A 23,915-nucleotide genomic window follows, 5' to 3' on the forward strand; every position below is an offset into this window, starting at 1 on the left:
CCTCAGGCGACCTTGCCGACCTCCGCGGTGGCGGGCTCCTTGGCCTTCAGCAGCCGCAGCTTCGGTGCGGCGCCGGAGTGGCCGCCGCGCCGGTGCAGGGTGCGGGCCGCGTAGTCGCCGGCGAACTGGATGAGGGAGATGACGACCGCGAGGATCGCCACGGTGATCCACATCAGTCCGGTCTCGAAGCGCTGGTAGCCGTAGCGGATGGCGATGTCGCCGAGTCCGCCGGCGCCGACGGTGCCGGCCATCGCCGAGTAACCGATGAGGGCGACGATCGTGGTGGTCGCGGAGGAGATCAGCGACGGCAGCGACTCCGGTACGAGCACCTTGCGCACGACGGTCCAGGTGTTGCCGCCCATGGACTGCACGGCCTCGACGAGACCGCCGTCCACTTCGCGGACCGCCGTCTCGACCAGGCGCGCGAAGAACGGGATCGCGCCGACGGCGAGCGGCACGATCGCGGCCTCGCGTCCGATGGTCGTTCCCGTGATCGTGCGCGTGAAGTTCATCAGCGCGACCATCAGGATGATGAACGGCAGCGAGCGGGCGATGTTCACGACCTGCCCGATGACCTTGTTCACGAGGACGTTCTGCAGGAGTCCGCCGCGGTCGGTCAGGACGAGCAGAACACCGAGCGGCAGACCGCCGACGATCGCGATCAGCGTGGACCAGCCGACCATGTAGAGCGTGTCCCAACACGCCTGGGACAGCAGGGGCTGCATCTCCGACCAGGTCACCTGGCACCGTCCTTCACGAGTACGGGCTGCTGGCCCTGGATGTCGATCTGCAGGCCCTGCTCGCGCAGGAACCCGATCGGCACGACGTTCTCCTCGTAGCGGCCGGGCAGTTCGATGCGCATCCGGCCGACCTGCTTGCCTGCGACGGTGTCCATCGCGGCGCCGAGGATCGAGATGTCGATGTTGTACGTGCGCGAGAGCTGCGAGATGACGGGCTGGGTGGCGGCCTCGCCGTGGAAGGTGACGTCGATGACGGTGCGGTCGTCGCCGGACGGCTCGCCGCTCACCGGGAAGAGCGCCCCGGCGAGTTCGGAGCCGGGGGTCGCGAGCAGCTCGCTGACGGTGCCGGATTCGACGATGCGGCCCTTCTCCATGAGCGCGGCCGAGTCGCAGATCGTCTTGACGACGTCCATCTCGTGGGTGATGAGCAGGACGGTCAGGCCCAGCTGCCGGTTCAGGTCGCGCAGCAGCTGGAGGATGGAGCGGGTGGTCTCGGGGTCGAGGGCACTGGTGGCCTCGTCGGAGAGCAGCACCTTGGGGTCGCCGGCCAGGGCGCGGGCGATGCCGACGCGCTGCTTCTGGCCGCCGGAGAGCTGGGCCGGGTAGGCCTTGGCCTTGTCGGAGAGACCGACCAGGTCGAGCAGCCCGAGCGCCTTGGAGGATCGTTCCTTCCCCGACAGGCCAAGGATTTCGAGCGGCAGCTCGACGTTGTCCTGCACGGTGCGCGAGGACAGCAGGTTGAAGTGCTGGAAGACCATGCCGATACGGCTGCGGGCCTGGCGGAGTTCCTTGCCCGCGCGCGGGCCGCGGCCGACGAGCGCGGTGAGGTCCTGTCCGGCGACGGTGACCGTGCCGGCGGTGGGACGCTCCAGAAGGTTGACGCAGCGGATGAGGGAGGACTTGCCGGCGCCGGACTGGCCGATGACGCCGTACACCTCGCCTTCGCGGACATGCAGATCGACGCCGTCGAGGGCGGTCACTTCACGGCCGCGCGAGCGGTAGACCTTGGTGAGGCCCGTTGTCGTGATCACTGGGGGTTTCCGTCACTGTCGAGTGCGGGGCGCGGGTGTGCGCCGGCACGGGTGCATTCGGTCGGGAACGCGACACGGTTCTCGCGGTGGCGATGGAACCGGATGAATCCGGGGGAGAACATGCGCGCGGGGCGACGCCGCTCACGTACGGGGTACGGGCAGGGCGCGGCGGTCTCGCTTCGGGGCGCGAGACGGGGCGGTGGTGCAGGGGCCCTCTAGAAGGCGCACATTCGACACATACAACGAGCACCGGGCGTCATGGTCGCCTCGGTCGCAAGGATGCGGCTGCTCGTCGTGGTCATGGGATCAAGTAAAGCAGACGTACAGGCGGGAGCCAGAACCGCTGTCCGTATTACGGACAGCGGTGGACACCTCTCAGCCGCGGGTGGAGATCTCCACTCCCCCGCCGGTGACCAGTGCGGACAAGGCCGAGAGGTCCTTCACCACGAAGTCCGCGTCCAGCTCGGACGCCTGGTGGGTTGTGGCCAACGCCACGGTGGTCATCCCGGCGGCGCGACCTGCCTGCAGGCCCGCCGGGGCGTCCTCGAAGACGACGCAGCGGGCCGGGTCCACGCCCAGTTCACGGGCGGCGAGGAGGTAGGGCTCGGGGTCGGGCTTGCCGCGGGTGATGTCGTCGGCGGAGATCAGCGTCTTGGGCCGGATACCGACCTCGGCGAGCCGGGCCTCGGCCAGTCGCCGGGTGGCGGAGGTGACGACGGCCCAGCGGTCGGCCGGCAGCGAGTCGAGGAACGCGGCGGTGCCGGGGAGCAGGACGACGCCGCCGGGGACGTCCTCGACCTCCAGCAGTTCGATGCGCGCGAGCGCCTCGGGGACGAGGTCGGCGGGCAGCAGGTCGGCGGCTATCTCGACGGCGGGGCGGCCGTGCAGTTCGATCCGGGCGAAGTCCTCCGCGGTGATCCCGTACTCACGCGCCCATCGTGTCCAGCACCGGTTCACCGACTCGAGGGATGAGACGAGCGTCCCGTCGTTGTCGAACAGCAGGGCATCAGCATGGATCTTCATGCTCTCGACCCTACGGGGCAGCCCGGGGGCGAGGGCATCGGGCCTTTTGGCCCGTAATAGGGTCACGGCATGCTTGATGCCCTGACGGTCGCGACCGCCGTCGCCGCGCTCGCGCTCGCCGCCTGGTGCGGCTGGGCCGCCTACCGTGATCAGCCCACCAAGGACTGGCACTTCATCGGCATGGCCGTGGTGACACTGCTCGCCCTGATCCAGTTGGTGGTCGGAATCGTCCAGCTGGCGCGCGGCGAGAAGCCCGACCAGGGCACGACCATCTTCGTGGCGTATCTGCTCGGTGCCTTCGCGTGCATTCCGGCCGCGGGCTTCATGTCGCTGGCGGAGCGCACCCGCTGGGGATCGATCACGGTGGCGGCCGGCGGTGTCGTCCTCGCCGTACTGGAGGTGCGGCTCTATGACATCTGGGGAGGCTGAGATGACGGCCACGGAGGAGAACGGGACCGCGCCTCAGGAGAGGCGGGAGAACCCGGAGAAGAAGCGCACCCGGCTGATCAGCGGCCCAGGCATGCTGCTGCTCTGGCTGTACGGCGTGATGGTCGTCGGCGCCGTGTCGCGCTCCGCCGTCCAGATCTCGACGGAGTTCGACAAGGCCCCGCTCGCCTACTCGTTGTCGGCGGTCGCGGGCCTCGTCTACGGCTTCATCACGTACTCACTCGTGCGCGGCGGCGAAACGGCCCGCAGGGCGGCGCTGGTGTGCTGCGCCGCCGAGCTCGTGGGCGTGCTGACCGTCGGGACCTGGACGCTGGTCGAGCCGTCCGCCTTCCCCGACGCCACCGTGTGGTCGGACTACGGGATCGGCTATCTGTTCATCCCGGTGCTGCTGCCGCTGTCGGCCATGTACTGGTTGCGCAAGGCGCGTACGGCCGACCGGCCGGCGTAGCCCGGGCCCGGAGTCCGGGCCCTGCGCACGGGACCTGAGCACGGACGCTGGTCAGGCGCTGGCCACGAACGCGCCCGCGTCGGCGCCCTTCTGCAGGGTCACCAGGGTGAGCCGCTCGTCGACGCGCTCCGTGGAGACCTGCGCGTAGCCGTGCTTGCGGTACATCCGCAGGTTGCGGTCGCTGCGGTGGCCGGTGAAGAGCTGGAAGGACTTGGCCGCGCCGTCCGTTGCGAGCTTGGCCTCGATCGCGGCGAGCAGCCGGCCGCCCAGGCCGTGGCGCTGCATGCGCGGGTGGACGATGAGCTTGTTGATGCGGGCCGTGCCGTCCGGGTCCACGGCTCCGCGGACCGAGGCCACCACCTCTTCGCCCAGCCTGGCCACCAGGACCGTACCGTCCGCCAGCTCTGCCCTGAGGGAGTCGAGCGGCTGCGTGAGCGGCTCGATGCCGTAGTCCCCGTACAGCTCGGCCTCGCTCTGGTAGCAGAGGTACTGCAGCTTGAGGATCTGCTCTGCGTCCTGCTCGGTCGCCGCCGAGATGGTCACGCTCATGCCCATGTGTGCATGCCTCCCGCTCACCTGTTCCACCGGTCGTCCCCCACTCCTATCCCCGTCGTTCGCGGGCCGCAACCACCGGGGAGAGCAAGCGACGCAGACATCCCAGACATCTGGAACGTTCCGGACCCAGACTGCCCTGTGAGATACCCAACTCGCCTGCGATCTCCCGATAGGTGAGGTCCTTCGGGGAGAGCAGTGCCGCCATCAGGCTGGGGCAGCGGCCCGGCAGCCGACGGACCGCGTCGTGCAGGGCGCGCCGGCTGTCGGCGGTCATCACCTGCTGTTCGGGGTCCGGCCCGCTCTCGTCGGCGGGCTCGGAGACGTACGGCCGTTCATGCCGGGCCGTACGGCGGGTGCGGCGGACCTCGGAGCGCACGGCGCGGCGCAACCAGCCCTGCGGGTCGACGGGCGGCCCGTCCGAGTCGAGGCGCTCCAGGAGGCGCAGCCAGACGGCCTGTTCGAGGTCGCTCGGTTCGGTCCCGGACGCAAAGCCTTCCGCCGAGGCCTCGGCGGCGAGCAGCGGACGCAGGGTGGAAACCATCTCGTGGGTCATATGCGGCGGGACGCCGCCGCCCCGGCACGGGGTTGCCGGGGCGGGCGACTGTCACCCCATCGGGGTGGGTGGATCATCCGTTGACGAAGTCCTCGCGGGCGAGCAGCGCGGTGTCCGCGTTGTCCGAGAAGACGCCGTCGATGCCCGTGGCGAAGTAGGTCTTGAAGGCACCGAAGGCGTCGCCGTAGGCGTTCGGGTCGGTGCCCCGCCGGAAGTTCGCGGGCAGGAAGGTGTTCTCGTTGCGCATGGTGTACGGGTGCAGGATCAGATCCGCGCGGTGCGCGTCGGCGACCAGCGTGGTCGGCGTGGTGAGGGCGCCGTTCGCGTCCTTGAGGATGACCAGGTCGAGCGTGGGGCCGATGCCCTGCGCGTACGAGGCGATCCACTTCAGGCCCTCGGGCTTGACGAGGTCGGCGACGGTACGCGGGTCACCCGTCGTGACGAAGTCCCAGGGGCGGGTGTTCGCGGCGGAGAGCAGCACGACGAGCGGGTTGTCGACCAGCTTGTCCAGGCGCTGGATGCTCGTCGGTTCGAAGGACTGGATGATGACCGGCGAGTTCTTCTTGTCCTTGCCGTGCTTGCGGAGCACCTTGGCGAGGCGCTCCTCCAGACCGAGGCCCAGCGCCCGGAAGTAGGTGGGGTGCTTGGTCTCGGGGTAGATCCAGACCTGCTTGCCGCGCTTGCGGGTCTGCTCGTCCTGCCAGTGGAGCACCTCTTCGAAGGTGGGAATCTCCCAGCGGCCGTTGTAGAGCGTGTTGTGCGGGCGGTTGGCGGGGATGCGCTCGACGGCCCGCAGGGTCTTCAGCTCGGCGAGGGTGAAGTCCTCGGTGAACCAGCCCGTGGTGGGGATGCCGTCGAGGGTCTTGGTGGTCTTGCGGTCGGCGAACTCGGGGTGCGCCGACACGTCGGTGGTGCCGCCGATCTCCGGCTCGTGCCGGCAGACGAGGTGGCCGTCCTTGGTGGGCACCAGGTCACCGGCCTCGACGACGTCGGCGCCCATGTCGAGGGCCAGCTGGTACGAGCCGAAGGTGTGCTCGGGCCGGTAGCCGCTGGCACCCCGGTGCCCGATGACGGTCGGCTTCGGCAGACTCTTGTAGCCGCCGCCGTGCCCGCCGCTCGCGTGCCGCTCGTCCGCTCTCGCCGCACCCGGCAGCCCGAGGACCGCTCCGCCCGCGCCGAGCACCGCGGCCCCGAGCAGCGCGCGTCGCGCCGTGCCCCGGTCCTGCCCGTTCGGCTCCCGCGACTCCGGTATGCCCTGCGTCCCGTGCGTCCCCTGCGTCCCCATGAGCGCTCCTCCCGCCGTACCGCCCCGCACCTGTCAAAGCGCGTCGATCGTAGGTTCCCTTCCGTGACGGGAGGGAGACCTGTGGCGGAACACGTGGGTTCCGCTGGATGACGTACGGAACAGCCTTGCGGAACGCGGTGGCTGGCGGCCCGTCAGTTTCGGGGTGACGGTAGTGGGTACGCGGTCCGGGTACGCGGTCAGAGGTTCCCGATTCCGGGGTCCCGGTCCCGGGCGGCGCTGACGGCACCGGAGTCGCCCACATGCCGGGCAGCGTGGGCGCGGCGGCGGGCGTCGCGCAGGCCCCTGGTCGCCTGCGCCTCGATCCGCGCCGAGTCGGGGCTGTCGCAGACGCGGCGGCGGTCCCTGCGGATCAGGACGACTGCGGCACTTCCGACGATCAGGACCAAGGCGGCGAGCGCCACGATCATGTATCCCACGGTCCCCCGTTCAAACCGTTCGAGCCGGGCAAGACGTGCGACCCGGTCAAACTGTGCGACTCGTTCGGCGTGGCGGCCGAAGCCGCCGCGAGATACGTCACATGCTTCCGTCCGTGTGACGAACGCGCAACAGCCCGCCACCTCAGGTAAACATTGGTCAACAGTCCGTATCCAGTCGGTGAACCCGATGTGCAATCACCGGGGGGCCGCGAGTATCGTCCTCACCTGCACATACTTCATACCGATCCCTTGACACCGGAGGGCCCGTTGTCCCGCTTCGCGCTCATCAAGGCAGTGCTCGGACCGATCATGCGCCTGATGTTCCGCCCACGGGTGGAAGGCGTGGAGCACATCCCGGGCGACGGTCCGGTCATCCTGGCCGGCAACCACCTCACGTTCATCGACTCGATGATCCTGCCCCTGGTCTGTGACCGGCAGGTGCTCTTCATCGGCAAGGACGAGTACGTCACCGGCAAGGGGTTCAAGGGCCGCCTCATGGCCTGGTTCTTCACCGGCGTCGGCATGATCCCGGTGGACCGGGACGGCGCCAACGGTGGTGTCGCGGCGCTGATGACGGGCCGTCGCATTCTGGAGGAGGGCAAGGTCTTCGGCATCTACCCGGAGGGCACCCGCTCCCCCGACGGCCGGCTCTACCGCGGCCGCACCGGTATCGCCCGCCTCACCCTGATGACCGGCGCCCCGGTCGTCCCGTTCGCGATGATCGGCACGGACAAGCTGCAGCCCGGCGGTGCGGGGATGCCGCGGCCGGGCCGCGTCACGGTCCGCTTCGGTGAGGCGATGGAGTTCTCGCGGTACGAAGGCATGGACCGTGACCGGTATGTGCTGCGGGCCGTGACCGACTCCGTGATGACCGAGGTCATGCGGTTGTCGGGGCAGGAGTACGTGGACATGTACGCCACTAAGGCTAAGGCTGCCTAGCGGTTCGTGGTTCGGGTGCGGGTGCGTTGTGGCTGGTCGCGCCCACGCGGCGGAGCCGCACTATGTCACAGCCCCGCACCCCTGAAGGGGCGCTTTCCTAGACCCCGGTTTCCAGGTTCTGGCCCTTCAGCAGGAACCACGCCGCCGCCGCTGTGGCGAGCAGTACCGCCGCTCCGATGCCGGACGCCAGTGCCAGGCCGTCCACGAAGGATGTGCGGGCCGCGGTCAGCAGGGCCTCCGAGGCGTGGGTCGGCAGGGTTTCCGCCGCCTCCACCGCGCCGCCCAGGGACTCGTGGGCCCCGGCCGGGGTGCCCGCGGGGCCGGTGAAGCCCGCGTAGACGCCGGTGACGATGGAGCCGAGCAGGGCGATGCCGAGGGCTGCGCCGAGCTCGTACGCCGTCTCGGAGACCGCGGACGCGGCGCCGGCCTGCTCCTTGGGCACGCTGGAGAGGATCACGTCGGCGGTGACGGTGAACGAGAAGCCCGCGCCGACGCCCACGATCAGGAGCGCCGAGCCGAGCACCGAGTACCCGGTGGACTGGTTCAACAGGGTGAGCACGCCGAGCGCGAGGCCCACGGCGGCGAGACCACCGGAGACCACGGCACGGACCGAGTAGCGGCGCGCCACCGAGCCCGCGATCAGACCCGCTCCCACCGCGCCGATGGCGGCGGGCAGTTCGGCGAGCCCCGCCTGGAACGGCGGCCTGCCCTGGACGAGTTGCAGGTACTGGGACAGGAAGAAGACCAGTCCGGACAGGCCGAAGACGGTCAGCAGATCGGCGAGCACCGCCGCCGAGAAGCCTCGGTTGCGGAACAGCCGCATGTCCAGCAGCGGTACGGGCATCGCGAGTTGACGGCGTACGAAGCCGCAGAGGGCCCCGGCACCGAGCACGCCGACGGCCATCGGCTCCCAGGTGAACCCGTGCGTGGCGGCCTCCTTCACCGCGTACACGATGCCGATCATGCCGACGAGGGAGAGCACGACGCTGGCCAGGTCCCAGGGGCCGGGGTTCGGGTTGCGGGACTCGGGCAGCAGCTTGATGCCGACGGGGACGAGGATCAGCATCACGGGCACGTTGATGAGGAAGACCGAACCCCACCAGAAGTGTTCGAGCAGGAAGCCACCGACGACGGGCCCGACCGCCGTACCGGCGGAGGCCGTGGCGCCCCAGATGCCGATGGCGAGGCTGCGCTCGCGCGGGTCGTGGAAGAGGTTGCGGATGAGGGCGAGCGTGGCGGGCATCAGGGTCGCGCCCGCGACTCCGAGCAGCGCCCGCGCCAGGATCATCGTCTCCGGGGTCGTCGCGTACGCGTTGAGCACCGATATCGCGCCGAACGCCGTGGCGCCCATCAGCAGCAGCTTCTTGCGGCCGATGCGGTCGCCGAGGCTGCCCATGGAGACGAGCAGACCGGCGATGACGAACGAGTAGACGTCACCGATCCACAGGAGCTGGGTGCCGGAGGGCTTCAGGTCCTCGCTGATGTAAGGGGTCGCGAGACCGAGCACGGTCGCGTCGACGGCCACCAACAACACGGCGAGGACGAGGACGCAGAGCGCGAGCCAACGGCCCGGACGCTTCTCCACCTCCACCTTGTACTCCCCCAAGCTCTCGGCTTCGCTCGAGCAGGGGGCACCCCCATGCTGCAGGGTGCTGGTCATGATCACTCTCTCCGTAGTGCGCCGCCGAGCAGCAGCTCGACGATCATGTAGTGGAAGTCCTTGGCGGCGACGCGGCCCTCGGTCACGGCCCACGCCCCCGAGGCCATCAGCCCGTAGAGCGCCTCGGTGAGCCAGGCGGGGCTGAGGTCGATGCGGAACTCGCCGCCCTCCTGGCCGCGCCGGAACAGGGCGGCCATCCGGGCGTCCAGCCGGGCCCAGCCCTCGTTCTGCCCCTCGCCCTCGAACAGCTGGTTCTCGGTGTAGAGGAAGGCCAGCAGCCCGGCCACTCGTTCGAGCTCTTTCACCAGGCGGCGCAGGGCCTCCTGAGCGGTGCCCTCGTCGAGGCGGGCTGCCTCCAGCGCCGCCTCGCACTCCTCGATGCCGAGTGCCTCCAGCGCCCGGACGAGCGCGTCCCGTCCGGCGAACTGGCGGTGCAGCGTGGCCCGGCTGATCCCGGCCGCCCTGGCGACCTCGTCCATGGTGGCGGTGGATTTGCGGGTGAGCAGGGCGGCTGCGCTGCGCAGCACGTGGTCACGGTCGACGGCCATGAGACAACGGTACCCCATGTGAGACGGTCATGTCTCATGAGGTGCATAGAAGTCTCAAGCGTGTCACTTTTTGCCAGCTGTTGCGGCGTTTAGGTCTTTTGCAGTGCTTGCGCCTTTTGCCGTGCTCAGTGCCAGGGCAGCTGCCCGCGCCGCTCCCAGTACGCGTGCGAGTCCTCGGCGAGCGTCGCGAGGCGGGTCAGCTGGTCCTCGTCCAGGTCGACGACCGCCGCGTGCAGGTTCGAGGCGAGCTGGGCGGAGGTGGCCGCGCCCGAGAGGACGACTCCGGCCCAGGGCTGCCGCAGGATCAGCGCGAGGGCGACGGCGTCGGCGCCGAGGCCCGTCTCCTCCGCGATCGCCCGCACCGCGTCCGGCGCGTGCTCGGCGGCCAGGCGGCCGTTGGCCATGCCCTCCTTGACGATCACCGTGAGCCCGGCCTCGTGCGCCTCGGCGAGAGCGGGAGCCGCCGAGGTCTCCAGGACGTTGTACGTGGACTGGACGGTTCGGAAGAGGGGCTCACCGTCGACCGTCACGGCGAGCGCGGCGCGGATGGCGTCGGCCTGGGCGGGGCCGCTCGTGGAGAAGCCGATCGAAAGGCCCTGGGCTGCCGCCTCGGCGAGTTTCGCGTGGAGTTCCTTGTCGGTGAGGGCCGGGCTGTCCGGGGTCACCGAGTGGATCTGGTAGAGGTCGAGCCGGTCACCGAGCAGCGCGGCGGTCTCGGCGCGCTGTCGCTCGTACGTGGCGAGGGTGTGGTCCTTGACCTCGTGCTTCTCGGCGTCGGTGGTCCAGTCCGCGGTGTACGTGTAGCCCCACTTGCTGCCGATGACCACGTCGTCGACGTCCGGCCGGCTCTTCAGCCAGTCGGCGAGGAACTCCTCCGAGCGGCCGTAGGAGCGGGCCGCGTCGAAGTAGCGCACGCCCTGGGCGTAGGCGGCGTCGAGGAGTTCGTGGGTACGGGCGCGCAGCGTTTCGACGCTGCGATTCTCTCCGAGGTCATGGTCTCGGCCGAGGTTGATGTAACCCGGGCGGCCTACTGCGGCGAGGCCCAGGCCGATGTGGCAGGTGGGCGTCGTGGCGGTCGCGAGACGGGCGAAGGGCATCGCGGGCTCCGTTCGGTCGGCTCCGGTGCGGCTCCTGACCAACGTAACCCGCGATGACCTTCGCCTCAGCGCTCGGTCGGTGTTGTGATTTGGCGGGTGCGGGATTGTGGGGGTTGCTCGCGCAGCTCCACGCGCCCCTTTCGGGGCGCTTCCCTCACCGCTTCTCTTTGGCCGTGGCCCACGCGTGCTGGGCCGCCACGTCCGACTTCACCTCGGCGAGCTGGACGGCGACCGCGCTGGGCGCCGTACCGCCGCGGCCGTCGCGGGAGGCGAGGGCACCCGGGACGTTCAGGACGGAGCGCACCTCGGGGGTGAGATGGGCGGAGATCTTCGCGAACTGGTCGTCGGTGAGGTCGTTCAGCTCCTTGCCGTCGGCCTCCGCGACCTTGACGCACTCGCCGGCGACCTCGTGGGCGACGCGGAACGGCACGCCCTGCTTGACCAGCCACTCGGCGATGTCCGTGGCGAGCGAGAAGCCGGCCGGGGCCAGCTCCTCCATGCGCTCGCGGTGCACGGTGAGCGTGGCCATCATGCCGGTGAAGGCCGGGAGCAGGACTTCCAGCTGGTCGATGGAGTCGAAGACCGGCTCCTTGTCCTCCTGGAGGTCGCGGTTGTACGCGAGCGGAAGCGCCTTGAGCGTCGCCATCAGGCCCGTGAGGTTGCCGATCAGTCGGCCCGACTTGCCGCGCGCCAGCTCGGCGATGTCCGGGTTCTTCTTCTGCGGCATGATCGACGAGCCGGTGGAGAAGGCGTCGTGGAGGGTGACGAAGGAGAACTCCTTCGTGTTCCAGATGATGACCTCCTCGGCGATCCGGGAGAGGTTCACACCGATCATCGCGGTGATGAAGGCGAACTCCGCCACGAAGTCGCGGGAGGCCGTGCCGTCGATGGAGTTCGCGACCGAGCCGTGCTCGAAGCCGAGGTCCCTCGCCACCGCCTCCGGGTCCAGGCCGAGGCTGCTGCCCGCGAGCGCGCCGGAGCCGTACGGCGAGACCGCCGTACGCTCGTCCCACTGGCGCAGCCGCTCCGCGTCCCGGGACAGGGGCTGGACGTGAGCCAGCACATGGTGGGCGAAGAGCACCGGCTGGGCGTGCTGGAGGTGCGTACGGCCGGGCATCGCCACGTCCGGGTGCGCCTCCGCGAGGCCGATCAGCGCGTCCTGGAGGTCGGCGATCAGACCGCCGATCGTACGGGCGTGGTCGCGCAGACACATGCGGAAGAGCGTCGCGACCTGGTCGTTCCGGGAGCGGCCCGCGCGCAGCTTGCCGCCCAGGTCGGGACCGAGGCGCTCCAGCAGGCCCCGCTCCAGTGCCGTGTGGACGTCCTCGTCGGCGATCGTGCCCACGAAGGAGCCGTCGGCGACGTCCGCCTCCAGCTCGTCGAGCCCGGCGAGCATCCGCGTCAGCTCGTCCTCGGTGAGCAGTCCCGCCTTGTGCAGCACGCGCGCGTGCGCACGTGAACCGGCGATGTCGTAGGGCGCGAGCCGCCAGTCGAAGTGGACGGACGCGGACAGCTTCGCCAGGGCCTCGGCGGGACCGTCGGCGAAACGGCCGCCCCAGAGCCGTACGTCACCGCTGTTGCTGCTCACTTGCTGTGCTCCTCGGAGGTGTCGGATGTGCGGCCGCCTCCCTGCCGTGAGACGGCCAGGGAGGCGGCAATCACGCTACTGCTTACGCGAGGTCGCGCTTGGCCGCGATCTTCGACGACAGGCTGTAGATGTCGATGAAGCCCTTGGCGGCGGCCTGGTCGAAGGTGTCGCCCGTGTCGTACGTCGCCAGGTCGAAGTCGTAGAGCGAGGTCTCGGAGCGCCGTCCGGTGACGACCGCGCGGCCGCCGTGCAAGGTCATCCGGATGTCGCCGTTGACGTGCTGGTTGGCCTCGTTGATGAAGCCGTCCAGGGCGCGCTTGAGCGGGGAGAACCACTGGCCGTCGTAGACCAGTTCGCCCCAGCGCTGCTCGACCTGCCGCTTGTAGCGGGCGAGTTCACGCTCGACGGTGACGTTCTCCAGCTCCTGGTGGGCCGTGATGAGCGCGATCGCGCCCGGGGCCTCGTACACCTCACGGGACTTGATGCCCACGAGCCGGTCCTCGACCATGTCGATCCGGCCGATGCCCTGGCCGCCGGCGCGCTCGTTGAGCTGCTGGATGGCCTGCAGGACGGTGACGGGCCTGCCGTCGACGGCGACCGGGACACCCTCCTTGAAGGAGATGACGACCTCGTCTGCCTCGCGGGCCTCGGCCGGGTTCGAGGTGTACTCGTAGATGTCCTCGATCGGCGCGTTCCAGATGTCCTCCAGGAAGCCCGTCTCGACCGCGCGCCCGAAGACGTTCTGGTCGATGGAGTACGGGGACTTCTTGGTGGTGGCGATCGGGAGCTGCTTCTCCTCGCAGAAGGCGATCGCCTTGTCCCGGGTCATCGCGTAGTCACGGACCGGGGCGATGCACTTGAGGCCGGGGGCGAGGGCGACGATGCCGGCCTCGAAGCGCACCTGGTCGTTGCCCTTGCCGGTACAGCCGTGGGCGACCGTGGTGGCGCCGTGCTTCCGGGCGGCGGCGACGAGGTGCTTGACGATGGTCGGCCGGGAGAGGGCCGACACCAGCGGATAGCGGTCCATGTAGAGGGCGTTGGCCTTGATCGCCGGGAGGCAGTACTCCTCGGCGAACTCGTCCCTGGCGTCCGCGACCTCGGCCTCGACGGCACCGCAGGCGAGCGCGCGCTTGCGGATGACGTCCAGGTCCTCGCCGCCCTGACCCACGTCGACGGCGACGGCGATGACCTCGGCGCCCGTCTCCTCGGCGATCCAGCCGATGGCGACGGAGGTGTCCAGACCGCCTGAATAGGCGAGTACGACGCGCTCGGTCACGGGTTTCTCCTCACACTGCATTCGCTGGTATGCATGAGTATGCAGTACTCCGCATGAATCGTCAATCGCGGGTCACCCGGAGGCGCCGCCCACGGGCCCGGACGGCGCCCGGGAAGGCCGCGACGAAATCTTTGGAGAGTGCTTGAACGAAAGAACGCGCTTTCTCGTACCTCTCCCCGAACGCAGGCGCCGCGTTTTTGTACACCGAGGTTTTCGTACACCGAGGTTTTTGCCGCCGAGGTCTTCGCAGACCGAGGTGCGACGAGCCACGGACCGCCCGGACGACCACCGGACGGTCCCCCATCCCGAACCCGAGTGAGGCTTCCGCATGTCCAGGGCCCTTCCGAAGTACAACAAGCGCCGCGTCCTGATGATCGGCGGCACCGCCGCGGTGGTGCTCTCCGGAGCCGTGATCGCCGGCAACGCCTTGGCCGGGGAGACGTCCAAGAGCAGCACGAACGCCACCACCAGGGCCGCGACCTCCCCGGGCACCGTGAACTGCCCGGCCGTCGCGCCGAGCCTGCCCGCGATCCCCGCCTCCGCGCAGGCCGAGGTGACCCGCAACCTCACCCTCCTGGACACCCAGATCGCCGAGGCCAACAAGCGGCTCGTCGACACCGTCGGCCAGGGCGGCCCCAACTTCGTCCAGAACGCGATCCTCGGCCCCCTCAAGGACAAGCGGGTGGCGACGATCAACCGCATCGCCACCGCGATCGGCCGCACCGCGGCCAAGCCCACGGGCCTCGACTCGCTCGCGCCCTGCACCCTGAACGCGAACGGCGTGAACGCGGGCGGCGCCGCGGGCACCGCGACCCCGAGCGCGACGGCCACCCAGCAGGCCGGCAACACGGGGAACACCGGAAACACGGGCGCCACGGGCAACACCGGCGGCACCACCGCCGCCGGCACCATCACCTGCCCGGACGTCGCGTCGAAGCTGCCCGCGATCCCCGCCACCGCGCAGGCCGAGGTCACCCGCAACCTGACGCTCCTGAACACCCAGATCACCGAGGCGAACACCCGACTGGCGAACACCGTCGGTCAGGGCGGACCGAACTTCGTGCAGAACGCGATCCTCGGCCCCCTCGCGGACAAGCGGAAGTCGACCATCGACCGCATCGCCATCTCCATCGGCCGCACCGCGGCCAAGCCCACGGGTCTGGACTCCCTCGCGACCTGCACGCTCAACAAGTGACGTCTTCCGTGGCCGCTTCGCCCCGTCCGCCGACCGGGGCGAAGCGGTCACGGATCCGTCCGCCACGTGAACCGATGCGCCGGACGGGTGAATTCCTTAGACAGGCGAACGGCCTTGCCCGATAATCGTTAGACATGGGAAAGACTTATGAGCGCATAGACGGCAGGCTGCGTTCGTTCATCGAGGCGCAGCCCCTCTTCTTCACCGCGACCGCACCCTTGTCCGGGGACGGCACGGTCAACCTCTCCCCCAAGGGCCTCACGGGCTCGTTCGCCGTCCTCGACGAACTCACCGTCGCCTACCTGGACTTCGCCGGCAGCAACGCGGAGACGATCGCCCATCTCCGGGAGAACGGCCGGATCACCCTCATGTGGTGCGCCTTCCAGGGCCCGCCGAACATCGTCCGGGTGCACGGCCACGGCGAGCCCGTCTTCCGCGACGACCCCCGCTTCAAGGAACTGCTCACGCACTTCCCCGGCATCGACCCGACTCCGCACGGTCTGCGCGCGATCATCGTGGTGACCGCCGAACTCGTCCGGGACACCTGCGGTTACGCCGTGCCCTTCATGTCGTACGAAGCGGACCGCGACCTGCACGGCAAACGCTTCGCGCGCGAGGACGACGCCTCACTGAGCGAGTACTTCACCAAGAAGGACCACGTGGCGACCAGCCTGGACGGCCTGCCCGGGCTGCCGCTCCCGCTGCCTGCCCGTACGGTCTGAGCCATGCGCCTCGCAGCCGCCGCCCTCGCGTCCGCGTCCCTGCTCGCCCTGACCCCCAGCGGTCCGCCCACCCTTCCCGAGCAGATTGCGGACACCGGTGGCGGCAGCCAGCTGATCACGGCTCAGGCGCCCCGCGTGGACTCGACGTCGGGCACGCTCACCTGGTGGGACCGGCGCGACGGGCACTGGGTGAAGGCCGGTTCGGCGGCGGCGCGCTTCGGGGCGAAGGGGCTGACCGAGGGGGGCTCACGCAAGCAGGGATCGAACACGACACCCACGGGGCTGTACGGCTTTCCGTTCGCCTTCGGGATCAAGGCCGCGCCGGCCGGCACCGCGCTTGAGTACCGGCGGGTGCGGGAGGGGTCCTGGTGGTGCCAGGACAACGACTCCCGTTCCTACAACCGGTGGACCGAGCCGCGGCCGGCCGACTGCCGAGCGTCCGAGTCCGAGCGTCTGATCGCGTACGAGAGGCAGTACGCCTACGCGCTGGTCGTGGGGTTCAACTACGAGCGGCCCGTGCGGGGGCGCGGGGCGGGGATCTTCCTGCACGTCGACGGGGCCGGCGCGACGGCTGGTTGTGTGTCGGTGTCGGAGGACGCGATGCGACGGATTCTCGGGTGGGTCGATCCCGCGAAGAAGCCGCGTATGGCGATCGGGACGGTGAGTGGGGGGACTGCGATCACTCGTTACTAGGTCCTGTCGTCACATTCCCGTCGTCCGCCCGGAGGGCGGGCCCTGCGGCGTCAGGTGCGTGCTCTGCGTGCTCTCGGCGTGCCGGGCACAGGCCCTCGTACTGGATGTACTCAGGTCTGTGCCCGGTGCGGCGAAGGGGGTCCCTCCCTGTTCGAGCGAAGCCGAGAACTTGGGAGCGCGTGCCTGGCGTCGCGGGACAGACGGGAATGTGACGACAGGGCCCAGCGGGCACCCCCGAGCGCGCGACCAGCGACGCTCGCGGCCCGCGGCGGTCGGTACACGGGACCCGGGCCCGTACCCCCCGGTCGCCTGCCCGAGCGGACCCGGCCCGCAACCGGCGACGGCGGCCGGGCAAGCCTCGGACGTCCCACCGTCGACGTCCGGCACGAACGCCCGCACCACAGCCGGCCACAGCCGTCCGGCAAGCCCTGGGCTCGCAGCCGACGATCCCCGGACCGGATGCCCCGCGCTCGCGACCCCTCGGTCGACGAGAACCGAAGGCACGGCCCGAACACACGTCCGGCGAAACCCGATGTGGGACCCGGCGTGGGAGCCGCCCGCTCGCACTCGACGGCGGTCGGTGACCAAGCCCTGGCGGGCTTGCGACCGGGCATGGTCCGGGGTGGAGACTCCGGGGAGCGTCCCGCCAGGGACGGTGCCGGAGGCCGGCCGCGGCCGAGAGGAACCCGATCCCGGATCGGCACCCTCGACACGGCGACCCCCGCTCGCGGTGGATGGCGGTCGGCGCGTGAGCGATCCACCCACGGCCCGCGGCGGTGAACGATGAACCCCGGGCCGCCGGACGCCGCCGCTCAGGCAAGACCCCCGCCCCGCGACGGCTCGGGCCGGAGCGGACCGCGCCGCGAGTTGCAGGACCGCACCCCCTGAGTCACGCTGTTCTCACATCATCACTCTGGGTTTACCGGCGATAACGCTACGAACCAGCCCGCCGGTCACCACAGCAGGCGGCCGTTCCACTCAGCCACTCTGCTGGATCCGATCTCCGTCTTCTTCCGGACCTCAATTCGGGGAGTCGCAGCCGTGATCAGCCAGCCAAGCAGGCATTGCACGGTGGAGCTCCAAGCCCTGCCGTCGCGGATCGGCCAGGTCCGCAGAATCCTTTCTGCGCAGTTGCGCTACTGGCATCAGGACCCCTTGATAGACCGGGCCGCGCTCGGAGTGACCGAGCTGCTGACCAACGTCCACCGGCACGCCCAGCCGGACAAGGTGTGCACCGTGGAGATCGAGCTGCTGCTCGACCGGCTCACGGTCTCGGTGCACGACCACGACCCCCGACTGCCCGAGGTACAGGACGTGGACCCCACGGCCACCTGCGGACGCGGTCTCGCGATGATCGCCGCGGTGAGCGAGAGCTGGGGTGTGCGTCCGGACGGCGAGTCGGGCAAGGTCGTGTGGTTCACCCTGCCGACGACCTCGCCCGCGGTGGCGGAGCCCGTGCTCGCGCCGTACGAACCGGCTCGCGAGACCACGCGCCGCCACCCCGTCGACCCCCTCGACCCCCTCGACGAACGCCGGCCCGAACACGCTCCCGCCCGGTCCGCCGTTGCCGGCTGACCGGGCGGTGACCCCCGTCTCGTACGTCATTCGGTGGCGATGGCGCGCAGCACGTCCAGTCGTGCTGCCCGCCGGGCCGGGCGCAGCCCCGCGAGGGCTCCCGCCGCGAGGCCCACGAGCGCCACCACGACGAGCCGCACGGGCGGGATCGCGAAGGCGAAGGCGCTGTCCGACGCGCCGTCGGAGGCCTCGACGAGCACCCAGCCCAGGAAGGCACCGAGGGCGAGTCCGCCCGCCGTTCCGAAGGCTGCGACGAGGACCGACTCCCAGCGGACCATGGCGCGCAGTTGCGCCCGGGTCTGCCCGACCGCCCGCAGCAGACCGAGTTCACGGGTGCGCTCGTGGATCGCGAGGGTGAGTGTGTTGGCGATGCCGAGCAGGGCGATGAGCACCGCGAGTGCGAGCAGCGCGTAGACCAGGGTCAGCATCATGTCGATGCCGCCGGCCGAGGACTGCGCGTACTCGTCGCGGGTCTGCACCTCGGGATTGCCGTACTGCGCGGCGACCTTCTTGACCGCTGCCTTGCCGTCGGCCGCACTGACACCGCTCTTGAAGGTGACGGCGACGAGCGAGTCGGAGTCCTGGGTGCGGTGCGGGGCCCAGGCGGCGCGGGTGATGACGTAGTCGCCGGCGAGTTCGGAGCGGCCGTAGACCGCGCGGACCGTGAAGTTCTCCCGTTTGCCGTCGGTGAAGGTGAGCCGGGCGGTGTCACCGGTCGTGAGGTGTTGTGTGTCGGCCTCCTTCCGGGTGAGCGCGATGCCGTCGGTGCCCAGGTGGTCGAGGGAGCCGCGTACGTCACCGAGATCGAACACCTTGCCGAGTGTGACCGGGTCGGTGACGGTCAGCGCCCTCCCCCTACCGTCGACTTGGGCGACCCCACGGCCGAGGCCGACCGCGTACTCGACGGCCGGCTGCCGCGCGATCGCGGGAGCCAGCTTGGGGCTGAGCCCGCTGCCGCCCGCACCGAAGGACGGAGTGCTGACGGCGACGTCCCCCGCGAAGGACCGGGAGACCGTCTGGTCCATGGTGGCCTTCAGCGAGGCGCCGAAGACCGTGAACAGCGAGACGACGGCGACGCCGATCATCAGGGCGCTCGCGGTGGCGGCGGTCCGCTTCGGGTTGCGCAGCGCGTTGCGCCGGGCCAGGCCGCCGGTGACACCGCGCAGCGTGTCGAGGGGGGCGCCGAGGGCTCGCACGGCGGCCGACGACGCCACGGGCCCGAGGACCACGAAGGCGGCGAGGGCGAGAACGGCACCGAGGCCCGCGAGCCACAGCGACTGGCTCACCAGTACGCCGGTCAGGGTGGCGCCCACCGCCAGTACGGCCAGCGCCGCACCCATGATCGCCCGCTCCCGTGAGGCTCCGGACCGGTCGACGGCCGTCTCGCGCAGGGCGGCCAGCGGCGCGGTGCGTCCGGCTCGTACGGCGGGCAGCAGCGCGGAGCCGAGGCAGACCACGATGCCGACCGCGAGCGGCAGCAGCATGGACAGGCCGCTGATCACCAAGTCGCCCTGGGGGAAGGGAAACCCGATGACCGGGAACAGCGCCTGCAGCCCGGCAGCGATCCCGATGCCGCCCGCGAGGCCGGCGGCCGACGCGGTCACCGCGACCACGCTCGCCTCGACCAGGGACGAGACGGTGACCTGACGGCGGGAGGCGCCCAGGGCGCGCAACAGGGCGTTCTCACGGGTGCGTTGGGCGACGACGATCGCGAAGGTGTTGTGGATGGAGAAGGTCGCGACCAGCAGCGCGATGCCGGAGAAGACGAGCAGGAAGGTGGTGAAGACGTTCAGGAACTGGCTGGAGATCATGTCGGTGTTCTCCCGCGCCGACTCCTGGCCGGTGATCGCCTCGACTCCCCTGGGCAGGACGGGAGTCAGGTCCGCGACGAGTTCGGCCTGGCCGACCCCGGGGCCGGCCCGCACCCGGATGTTCGCCGCCTCGCCGGGCTTCGCGGTGAGGTACTTCTCGGCGTCGGCCTGCGTCATCCCGGTGAACGTCACCTGCGCCATGCCGTCCTCGCCGCCGAAGGTCGCGAGGCCCACGATCGTCACCTTGACGGGATCGGGGGTGCGGAGAGTGGTCGTGTCGCCGATCTTCAGGCCGCCCTTCTTCGCGGCGCCGCGGTTGACGACGACCTCGCCGGACTTCGACGGGGCGTGGCCCGCGGCGAGTTGGTACGGGTTGAGCTTCGGGTCGGTGATCCAGTTGCCGGCGAGCGTGGGCGGGCCCTGGCCGCCGATGGGCTTGCCGTCGCTGCCGACGAGCTGGCCCGCGCCCTGGATGTCGGGGGCGGCGGCCGCGACGCCGGGAACCCGCTCGACGGTCTTCACCAGGGCGGTGTCGACCGGTTGGCGCACACCCTGGCTCTCACCTGGCGTCGTGATGGCGTCGGCGCTGCGGACGACCGCGTCGGTGCCCTTCGTGGCGTCGCCGAACAACGCGCTGAAGCTCGCCCGCAGCGTGTCGCCCATGACCAGCGTTCCGGCCAGGAAGGCGACCCCGAGGAGCACCGCAAGGAACGTACCGGCGAAGCGGCGTTTGTGGGCGCGCAGGGAGGAGACGCTCAGGCGCACGGAGGCGTTCACGATCGCGCGCCTTTGCCGTCGAACGCCTTCATCCGGTCGAGGACCTTGTCTGCCGTCGGGGACTCCATCCGGTCCACGAGGCGTCCGTCGGCGAGGAAGACGACCTCGTCGGCGTGGGCGGCCGCCACCGGGTCGTGCGTGACCATGACGACCGTACGGTCCATCCGGTGCACCGCGCGCCCGAGGAGGTTCAGGACCTCCTCGCCGGAGCGGGAGTCGAGGTTGCCGGTGGGTTCGTCGGCGAAGACGACGTCGGGACGGCCGGCGAACGCCCGGGCCACGGCGACGCGTTGCTGCTGTCCGCCGGAGAGTTCGGCGGGGCGGTGGTGGAGCCGGTCGCGCAGGCCGACGACGTCGACGAGCGCGTCGATCCACTCGCGGGATCCCTTCGTCCCTGCGAGGTCCAGGGGCAGCGTGATGTTCTCGGCGACGGTCAGCGTCGGGATCAGGTTGAACGCCTGGAAGACGAAGCCGACACGGTCGCGGCGCAGCAGGGTGAGGCTGCGGTCGTCCAGCGTGCCGAGTGGGGTGTCGCCGATGAACGCGGCGCCCGAGGTGAGCGTGTCCAGGCCCGCCGCGCAGTGCATCAGAGTGGACTTGCCGGAGCCCGAGGGGCCCATGATCGCGGTGAAGCGTCCGGCCGGAAAACCGACGCTCACTCCGTCCAGGGCCCTGACGGCGGTGTCGCCGCTGCCGTACACCTTGACGGCGTCGGCGACACCCGCGGCATGACGCGTCGTGGTGGCGGTCGTCATGCCGCTCCTCCCTTGCCCGGGCGGCCGAACTGCTCGTCCAGGACGGAGAGCCGGCGCCAGTACTCGTCCTCGTCGATCTCGCCGGTGGCGAAGCGGCGGCCGAGCAGCGCGATCGGCGAGTCGGCCGTCGGGCGGGAGTCCCGGGGCGGACCGAAGTCGCCCATGGCGCGCCACGGTCCGCGGCGCCCGCGCCCCACCGTGCGGCGCAGGACCGTCACGACGGCGATCACGACGGCCGCCCAGATCAGCGGGAAGAACAGGATCCACGGGCCGGGGCCGCCGTCCCAGTTCGCCAGAGTCTGCATCTCGGGTCATCTCCTAGGTGGGTGGGAGCTGTTGCGATGCGTCGAGACTCGCTCCGGGAGGGGGTCCGAGTCGTCGTACGGCCAGCGGCCGTTCCCGTACCTCCGCGGGAGTACGCGGGGCGTCACCGCCTGCTTCCTCAGCTCCTCTTACCGCCCTCGACTCTGTACCTACTAGTATGTACAGTGAGTTCATGAGCACTCCGGAGCGGCTGATCGAGTCCACGCGCGAGCTGTTGTGGGAGCGCGGTTATGTGGGCACCAGTCCCAAGGCGATCCAGGAGCACGCGGGTGCCGGACAGGGCAGCATGTACCACCACTTCAAGGGCAAGCCCGATCTCGCCCTCGCCGCGATCCGACGCACCGCCGAGGAACTGCGGGCTACCGCCGAGGACGCACTGAACACGCCCGGTTCGCCGTACGAGCGCGTCGAGGCGTATCTGCGCCGGGAGCGAGACGTCCTGCGCGGTTGTCCGGTCGGCCGGCTGACGATGGACCCGGACGTGATCGCCAGTGCGGAGCTGCGCGCCCCCGTCGACGAGACGATCGACCGGCTGCGCGAACGACTGGCTCAAATCGTCGAAGAGGGCAAGGAACAGGGGCAGTTCGCTCCATCACTGGACGCCGAGGAGATCGCCGCGACGATCCTGGCGACCATCCAGGGTGGCTATGTGCTCGCCCGCGCCTCCGGCTCCCCGGCCGCCTTCGACACTGCCGTCCGCGGGCTGCTCGCCCTGCTCTCCCCCACCCGTCGGGACTTCGGCTGAAGGCCTGAAGGCCTGAAGGCCCCTCAAGGAGGCATGCGTTGCACGCGATGCAGTACGAACTGACGTTCCCCGCCGACTACGACATGGGGATCATCCGCGCCCGGGTCTCCCGCATCGGGCACCTCCTCGACGACTGGGAGGGGCTCGGTTTCAAGACGTATCTGATGCGTGAGCGCGGGGTGCACGGCTCGCCGGTCAACCAGTACGCGCCTTTCTACCTCTGGAACACCGTCGAAGGCATGAACTCCTTCCTGTGGGGCGGTGCCTTCCAGGGGCTCGTCAATGACTTCGGGCGGCCGGTGGTGCAGAACTGGACGGGCCTCGCGTACGAGGAGGGCGGCGCCGCCGGTGCGCCGGCCCAGGTCGCGGTGCGGCGACGGCAGCCCGTACCGGAGGGCGCCTACCTGGCCGAGGTGATGGCGGAGGCCGCGGCGGAGGCGGAGCGGCTGGCCTCGCTCGACGGCGCGGTGTGCGCGGCCGCCGCCGTCGACCCGCGCCACTGGGAGCTGGTCCACTTCTCTCTCTGGGACCACGACACGCCCAAGGCACCCGGCGAGGTCTTCCAGGTGCTGCATTTGTCGGCGCCCGGGCGCGGCTTGCTGCCCCGGGGCCCGCAGTGGTGAGCCCTGCCCCCACGAGCCTCGGTGGCGCCGTCCCCGCGAGGGTCCGTACGGTCCTCGGGGACGTGCCGCCCGAGCGCCTAGGGGTGTGCGACGCCCATGACCACCTCTTCTTCGGCAGTCCCGCGCTCCCCGGCCAGGAACTGCGCGACGCGTCCGCCGCGCGGGCCGAACTGGCCGCGTTCCGCGAGCAGGGCGGCGGGAGCGTGGTGCAGTGGACGCCGTACGGGCTGGGCCGGCGCGCCGCGGACCTGCCGCTGCTCTCCCGTGACACCGGCGTCCATGTGGTCGCCGCTACGGGCCTGCACCAGGCGGTCCACTACACACCGGCGTCACTCTCCGAACTGCGCGGCAGGCTGGCCGACGTCTTCGTCTCCGAGCTCACCTCGGGCATCGGCACGTCCGGGGTCCGGGCCGGACTCGTCAAGGTCGCGGGCGGCTTCCACGCGCTCGACGCGCACGCCCGCTGGACGATGACGTCGGCGGCCGAGGCGCACCACGCCACGGGCGCGCCGATCGCCGTGCACCTGGAGCTGGGCACGGCCGCGCTCGACGTACTCGACCTGCTGTGCGGCGAGTTGGAGGTGCCGCCGCACCGGGTGATCCTGGGCCACCTCAACCGCTCCCCGGACCTCGTGGTGCAGCGCCAGGCCGCCGAGGCGGGCGCCTACCTCGCCTTCGACGGACCCTCCCGCTCGAACCACGCCACCGACTGGCGTATGCCCGACGCCGTACGCGCCCTGGCCGACGCCGGTTTCGGCCACCGCCTGCTCCTCGGCGCCGACACGACGACCGCCGCGGCACGCTCGGTCAACGGCGGCCCCGGGATGCCGTATCTGCTGCGCCGGGTGCGCCCACGGCTCGCACTGGCTCTGGGTGCGGAACTCGTGGAGCGCGTCTTCACGGAGAACCCCGGCCGGGCGCTCGCCGTGGAGTGGCGCGGTACACCACCCCGTCCGCCCCGGCTGCCGGACGCCGCCTAGGTCCTGTCGTCAAATTCCCGTCGTCCGCCCGGAGGGCGGGCCCTGCGGCGTCAGGTGCGTGCTCTCGGCGTGCCGGGCACAGGCCCTC

General features: G+C 70.6%; 25 protein-coding genes. 10 read left to right on the forward strand and 15 right to left on the reverse strand.

Annotation, left to right across the window (positions count from 1 at the left end; translation table 11 throughout):
* Positions 1 to 2: 2 nt before the first annotated feature.
* The 3 genes from ABZ656_RS33510 to ABZ656_RS33520 all read right to left on the reverse strand — a co-directional run bounded on the left by ABZ656_RS33510 (position 3) and on the right by ABZ656_RS33520 (position 2,794).
* Positions 3 to 740 (reverse strand): methionine ABC transporter permease, encoded by a 738-nt coding sequence (locus ABZ656_RS33510; RefSeq protein WP_101406202.1) that lies wholly within the window; start codon positions 738 to 740, stop codon positions 3 to 5.
* Positions 737 to 1,771 carry an ATP-binding cassette domain-containing protein gene (locus ABZ656_RS33515; RefSeq protein WP_101406201.1) on the reverse strand — a complete coding sequence of 345 codons (1,035 nt, stop codon included), beginning with the start codon at positions 1,769 to 1,771 and terminating at the stop codon, positions 737 to 739. Before ABZ656_RS33515 ends, ABZ656_RS33510 begins: the two co-directional genes overlap by 4 nt.
* Before the next feature lie 375 nt (positions 1,772 to 2,146).
* Positions 2,147 to 2,794 (reverse strand): HAD family hydrolase, encoded by a 648-nt coding sequence (locus ABZ656_RS33520; protein WP_101406200.1) that lies wholly within the window; start codon positions 2,792 to 2,794, stop codon positions 2,147 to 2,149.
* A 69-nt stretch (positions 2,795 to 2,863) separates the two neighbouring features.
* Between ABZ656_RS33520 and ABZ656_RS33525 the strand changes: the two genes are divergently transcribed.
* Positions 2,864 to 3,223: a hypothetical protein gene (locus ABZ656_RS33525; protein ID WP_101406199.1), complete on the forward strand. Its 360-nt coding sequence runs from the start codon at positions 2,864 to 2,866 to the stop codon at positions 3,221 to 3,223.
* Positions 3,224 to 3,314: 91 nt separating this feature from the next.
* A complete protein-coding gene (locus ABZ656_RS33530; protein WP_101408264.1) occupies positions 3,315 to 3,689 on the forward strand; it encodes a hypothetical protein in 375 nt (124 codons plus the stop codon).
* 51 nt (positions 3,690 to 3,740) lie between these two features.
* On the opposite strand, the gene ABZ656_RS33535 is transcribed toward ABZ656_RS33530, so the two are convergent.
* The 4 genes from ABZ656_RS33535 to ABZ656_RS33550 form a co-directional block, all read right to left on the reverse strand.
* The gene (locus ABZ656_RS33535) at positions 3,741 to 4,244 is read right to left on the reverse strand and encodes a GNAT family N-acetyltransferase (protein WP_101406198.1); all 504 of its coding nucleotides are present in this window, start codon (positions 4,242 to 4,244) and stop codon (positions 3,741 to 3,743) included.
* Between the two features lie 46 nt (positions 4,245 to 4,290).
* Positions 4,291 to 4,797 carry a sigma-70 family RNA polymerase sigma factor gene (locus ABZ656_RS33540; RefSeq protein ID WP_101406197.1) on the reverse strand — a complete coding sequence of 169 codons (507 nt, stop codon included), beginning with the start codon at positions 4,795 to 4,797 and terminating at the stop codon, positions 4,291 to 4,293.
* Positions 4,798 to 4,870: 73 nt separating this feature from the next.
* Positions 4,871 to 6,082 (reverse strand): glycerophosphodiester phosphodiesterase, encoded by a 1,212-nt coding sequence (locus ABZ656_RS33545; RefSeq protein WP_101406196.1) that lies wholly within the window; start codon positions 6,080 to 6,082, stop codon positions 4,871 to 4,873.
* 197 nt (positions 6,083 to 6,279) lie between these two features.
* Entirely contained in the window at positions 6,280 to 6,510 is a 231-nt protein-coding gene (locus ABZ656_RS33550; RefSeq protein WP_129592318.1) for a hypothetical protein, read from the reverse strand.
* 276 nt (positions 6,511 to 6,786) lie between these two features.
* Between ABZ656_RS33550 and ABZ656_RS33555 the strand changes: the two genes are divergently transcribed.
* Positions 6,787 to 7,458, forward strand: a complete 672-nt coding sequence (locus ABZ656_RS33555) for a lysophospholipid acyltransferase family protein (protein ID WP_054230621.1) — start codon at positions 6,787 to 6,789, stop codon at positions 7,456 to 7,458.
* 97 nt (positions 7,459 to 7,555) lie between these two features.
* Here ABZ656_RS33555 and ABZ656_RS33560 read toward each other — a convergent pair whose 3' ends face one another.
* The 5 genes from ABZ656_RS33560 to ABZ656_RS33580 all read right to left on the reverse strand — a co-directional run bounded on the left by ABZ656_RS33560 (position 7,556) and on the right by ABZ656_RS33580 (position 13,627).
* Positions 7,556 to 9,118, reverse strand: coding sequence for an MFS transporter (locus ABZ656_RS33560; RefSeq protein WP_101406194.1), 1,563 nt, complete (start codon positions 9,116 to 9,118; stop codon positions 7,556 to 7,558).
* A 2-nt stretch (positions 9,119 to 9,120) separates the two neighbouring features.
* On the reverse strand, positions 9,121 to 9,666 hold the full coding sequence (locus ABZ656_RS33565; protein WP_180362588.1) for a helix-turn-helix domain-containing protein: 546 nt from the start codon (positions 9,664 to 9,666) through the stop codon (positions 9,121 to 9,123).
* 125 nt (positions 9,667 to 9,791) lie between these two features.
* Positions 9,792 to 10,763, reverse strand: a complete 972-nt coding sequence (locus ABZ656_RS33570; RefSeq protein ID WP_101406192.1) for an aldo/keto reductase — start codon at positions 10,761 to 10,763, stop codon at positions 9,792 to 9,794.
* Between the two features lie 154 nt (positions 10,764 to 10,917).
* Entirely contained in the window at positions 10,918 to 12,351 is a 1,434-nt protein-coding gene (gene argH, locus ABZ656_RS33575) for an argininosuccinate lyase (RefSeq protein WP_101406191.1), read from the reverse strand.
* 82 nt (positions 12,352 to 12,433) lie between these two features.
* The gene (locus tag ABZ656_RS33580) at positions 12,434 to 13,627 is read right to left on the reverse strand and encodes an argininosuccinate synthase (protein WP_180362587.1); all 1,194 of its coding nucleotides are present in this window, start codon (positions 13,625 to 13,627) and stop codon (positions 12,434 to 12,436) included.
* A gap of 328 nt (positions 13,628 to 13,955) precedes the next feature.
* On the opposite strand from ABZ656_RS33580, the gene ABZ656_RS33585 reads away from it, so the two are divergent.
* The 4 genes from ABZ656_RS33585 to ABZ656_RS33600 all read left to right on the forward strand — a co-directional run bounded on the left by ABZ656_RS33585 (position 13,956) and on the right by ABZ656_RS33600 (position 17,812).
* On the forward strand, positions 13,956 to 14,822 hold the full coding sequence (locus ABZ656_RS33585; RefSeq protein ID WP_360272946.1) for a hypothetical protein: 867 nt from the start codon (positions 13,956 to 13,958) through the stop codon (positions 14,820 to 14,822).
* Between the two features lie 134 nt (positions 14,823 to 14,956).
* Positions 14,957 to 15,544 carry a pyridoxamine 5'-phosphate oxidase family protein gene (locus tag ABZ656_RS33590; RefSeq protein WP_101406188.1) on the forward strand — a complete coding sequence of 196 codons (588 nt, stop codon included), beginning with the start codon at positions 14,957 to 14,959 and terminating at the stop codon, positions 15,542 to 15,544.
* Between the two features lie 3 nt (positions 15,545 to 15,547).
* A complete protein-coding gene (locus tag ABZ656_RS33595) occupies positions 15,548 to 16,237 on the forward strand; it encodes a L,D-transpeptidase family protein (protein ID WP_360272949.1) in 690 nt (229 codons plus the stop codon).
* 1,041 nt (positions 16,238 to 17,278) lie between these two features.
* Positions 17,279 to 17,812, forward strand: a complete 534-nt coding sequence (locus tag ABZ656_RS33600; RefSeq protein ID WP_101407489.1) for an ATP-binding protein — start codon at positions 17,279 to 17,281, stop codon at positions 17,810 to 17,812.
* Positions 17,813 to 17,838: 26 nt separating this feature from the next.
* On the opposite strand, the gene ABZ656_RS33605 is transcribed toward ABZ656_RS33600, so the two are convergent.
* The 3 genes from ABZ656_RS33605 to ABZ656_RS33615 are packed head-to-tail and all read right to left on the reverse strand — an operon-like array spanning position 17,839 to position 21,460.
* Entirely contained in the window at positions 17,839 to 20,400 is a 2,562-nt protein-coding gene (locus tag ABZ656_RS33605) for an ABC transporter permease (protein WP_360272953.1), read from the reverse strand.
* Entirely contained in the window at positions 20,397 to 21,155 is a 759-nt protein-coding gene (locus tag ABZ656_RS33610; protein ID WP_101407491.1) for an ABC transporter ATP-binding protein, read from the reverse strand. The genes ABZ656_RS33605 and ABZ656_RS33610 overlap by 4 nt, the downstream gene beginning before the upstream one ends.
* Positions 21,152 to 21,460 carry an SHOCT domain-containing protein gene (locus ABZ656_RS33615; protein ID WP_101407492.1) on the reverse strand — a complete coding sequence of 103 codons (309 nt, stop codon included), beginning with the start codon at positions 21,458 to 21,460 and terminating at the stop codon, positions 21,152 to 21,154. Before ABZ656_RS33615 ends, ABZ656_RS33610 begins: the two co-directional genes overlap by 4 nt.
* Before the next feature lie 191 nt (positions 21,461 to 21,651).
* Between ABZ656_RS33615 and ABZ656_RS33620 the strand changes: the two genes are divergently transcribed.
* Genes ABZ656_RS33620 through ABZ656_RS33630 form a run of 3 tightly spaced genes read left to right on the forward strand, consistent with a single transcriptional unit; the run spans position 21,652 to position 23,827 of the window.
* A complete protein-coding gene (locus ABZ656_RS33620; RefSeq protein ID WP_360272957.1) occupies positions 21,652 to 22,224 on the forward strand; it encodes a TetR/AcrR family transcriptional regulator in 573 nt (190 codons plus the stop codon).
* A gap of 38 nt (positions 22,225 to 22,262) precedes the next feature.
* Complete coding sequence (locus tag ABZ656_RS33625) at positions 22,263 to 22,847, forward strand: DUF4865 family protein (RefSeq protein ID WP_101407494.1); 585 nt, start codon at positions 22,263 to 22,265, stop codon at positions 22,845 to 22,847.
* Positions 22,844 to 23,827 carry a phosphotriesterase gene (locus ABZ656_RS33630; RefSeq protein WP_360272960.1) on the forward strand — a complete coding sequence of 328 codons (984 nt, stop codon included), beginning with the start codon at positions 22,844 to 22,846 and terminating at the stop codon, positions 23,825 to 23,827. Before ABZ656_RS33625 ends, ABZ656_RS33630 begins: the two co-directional genes overlap by 4 nt.
* Positions 23,828 to 23,915 lie beyond the last annotated feature (88 nt).

Origin of the sequence: Streptomyces sp. NPDC007095 (assembly GCF_040634475.1) — a bacterium.
Classification (GTDB): domain Bacteria; phylum Actinomycetota; class Actinomycetes; order Streptomycetales; family Streptomycetaceae; genus Streptomyces.

Bases quoted from the DNA above. Each gene is read 5' to 3' on its own strand.
- ABZ656_RS33520 (WP_101406200.1), bottom strand. From the start codon at position 2,794: ATGAAGATCCATGCTGATGCCCTGCTGTTCGACAACGACGGGACGCTC.
- ABZ656_RS33525 (WP_101406199.1), top strand. From the start codon at position 2,864: ATGCTTGATGCCCTGACGGTCGCGACCGCCGTCGCCGCGCTCGCGCTC.
- ABZ656_RS33530 (WP_101408264.1), top strand. From the start codon at position 3,315: ATGCTGCTGCTCTGGCTGTACGGCGTGATGGTCGTCGGCGCCGTGTCG.
- ABZ656_RS33535 (WP_101406198.1), bottom strand. From the start codon at position 4,244: ATGGGCATGAGCGTGACCATCTCGGCGGCGACCGAGCAGGACGCAGAG.
- ABZ656_RS33540 (WP_101406197.1), bottom strand. From the start codon at position 4,797: ATGACCCACGAGATGGTTTCCACCCTGCGTCCGCTGCTCGCCGCCGAG.
- ABZ656_RS33545 (WP_101406196.1), bottom strand. From the start codon at position 6,082: ATGGGGACGCAGGGGACGCACGGGACGCAGGGCATACCGGAGTCGCGG.
- ABZ656_RS33550 (WP_129592318.1), bottom strand. From the start codon at position 6,510: ATGATCGTGGCGCTCGCCGCCTTGGTCCTGATCGTCGGAAGTGCCGCA.
- ABZ656_RS33560 (WP_101406194.1), bottom strand. From the start codon at position 9,118: ATGACCAGCACCCTGCAGCATGGGGGTGCCCCCTGCTCGAGCGAAGCC.
- ABZ656_RS33565 (WP_180362588.1), bottom strand. From the start codon at position 9,666: ATGGCCGTCGACCGTGACCACGTGCTGCGCAGCGCAGCCGCCCTGCTC.
- ABZ656_RS33570 (WP_101406192.1), bottom strand. From the start codon at position 10,763: ATGCCCTTCGCCCGTCTCGCGACCGCCACGACGCCCACCTGCCACATC.
- ABZ656_RS33585 (WP_360272946.1), top strand. From the start codon at position 13,956: ATGTCCAGGGCCCTTCCGAAGTACAACAAGCGCCGCGTCCTGATGATC.
- ABZ656_RS33590 (WP_101406188.1), top strand. From the start codon at position 14,957: ATGGGAAAGACTTATGAGCGCATAGACGGCAGGCTGCGTTCGTTCATC.
- ABZ656_RS33595 (WP_360272949.1), top strand. From the start codon at position 15,548: ATGCGCCTCGCAGCCGCCGCCCTCGCGTCCGCGTCCCTGCTCGCCCTG.
- ABZ656_RS33610 (WP_101407491.1), bottom strand. From the start codon at position 21,155: ATGACGACCGCCACCACGACGCGTCATGCCGCGGGTGTCGCCGACGCC.
- ABZ656_RS33615 (WP_101407492.1), bottom strand. From the start codon at position 21,460: ATGCAGACTCTGGCGAACTGGGACGGCGGCCCCGGCCCGTGGATCCTG.
- ABZ656_RS33620 (WP_360272957.1), top strand. From the start codon at position 21,652: ATGAGCACTCCGGAGCGGCTGATCGAGTCCACGCGCGAGCTGTTGTGG.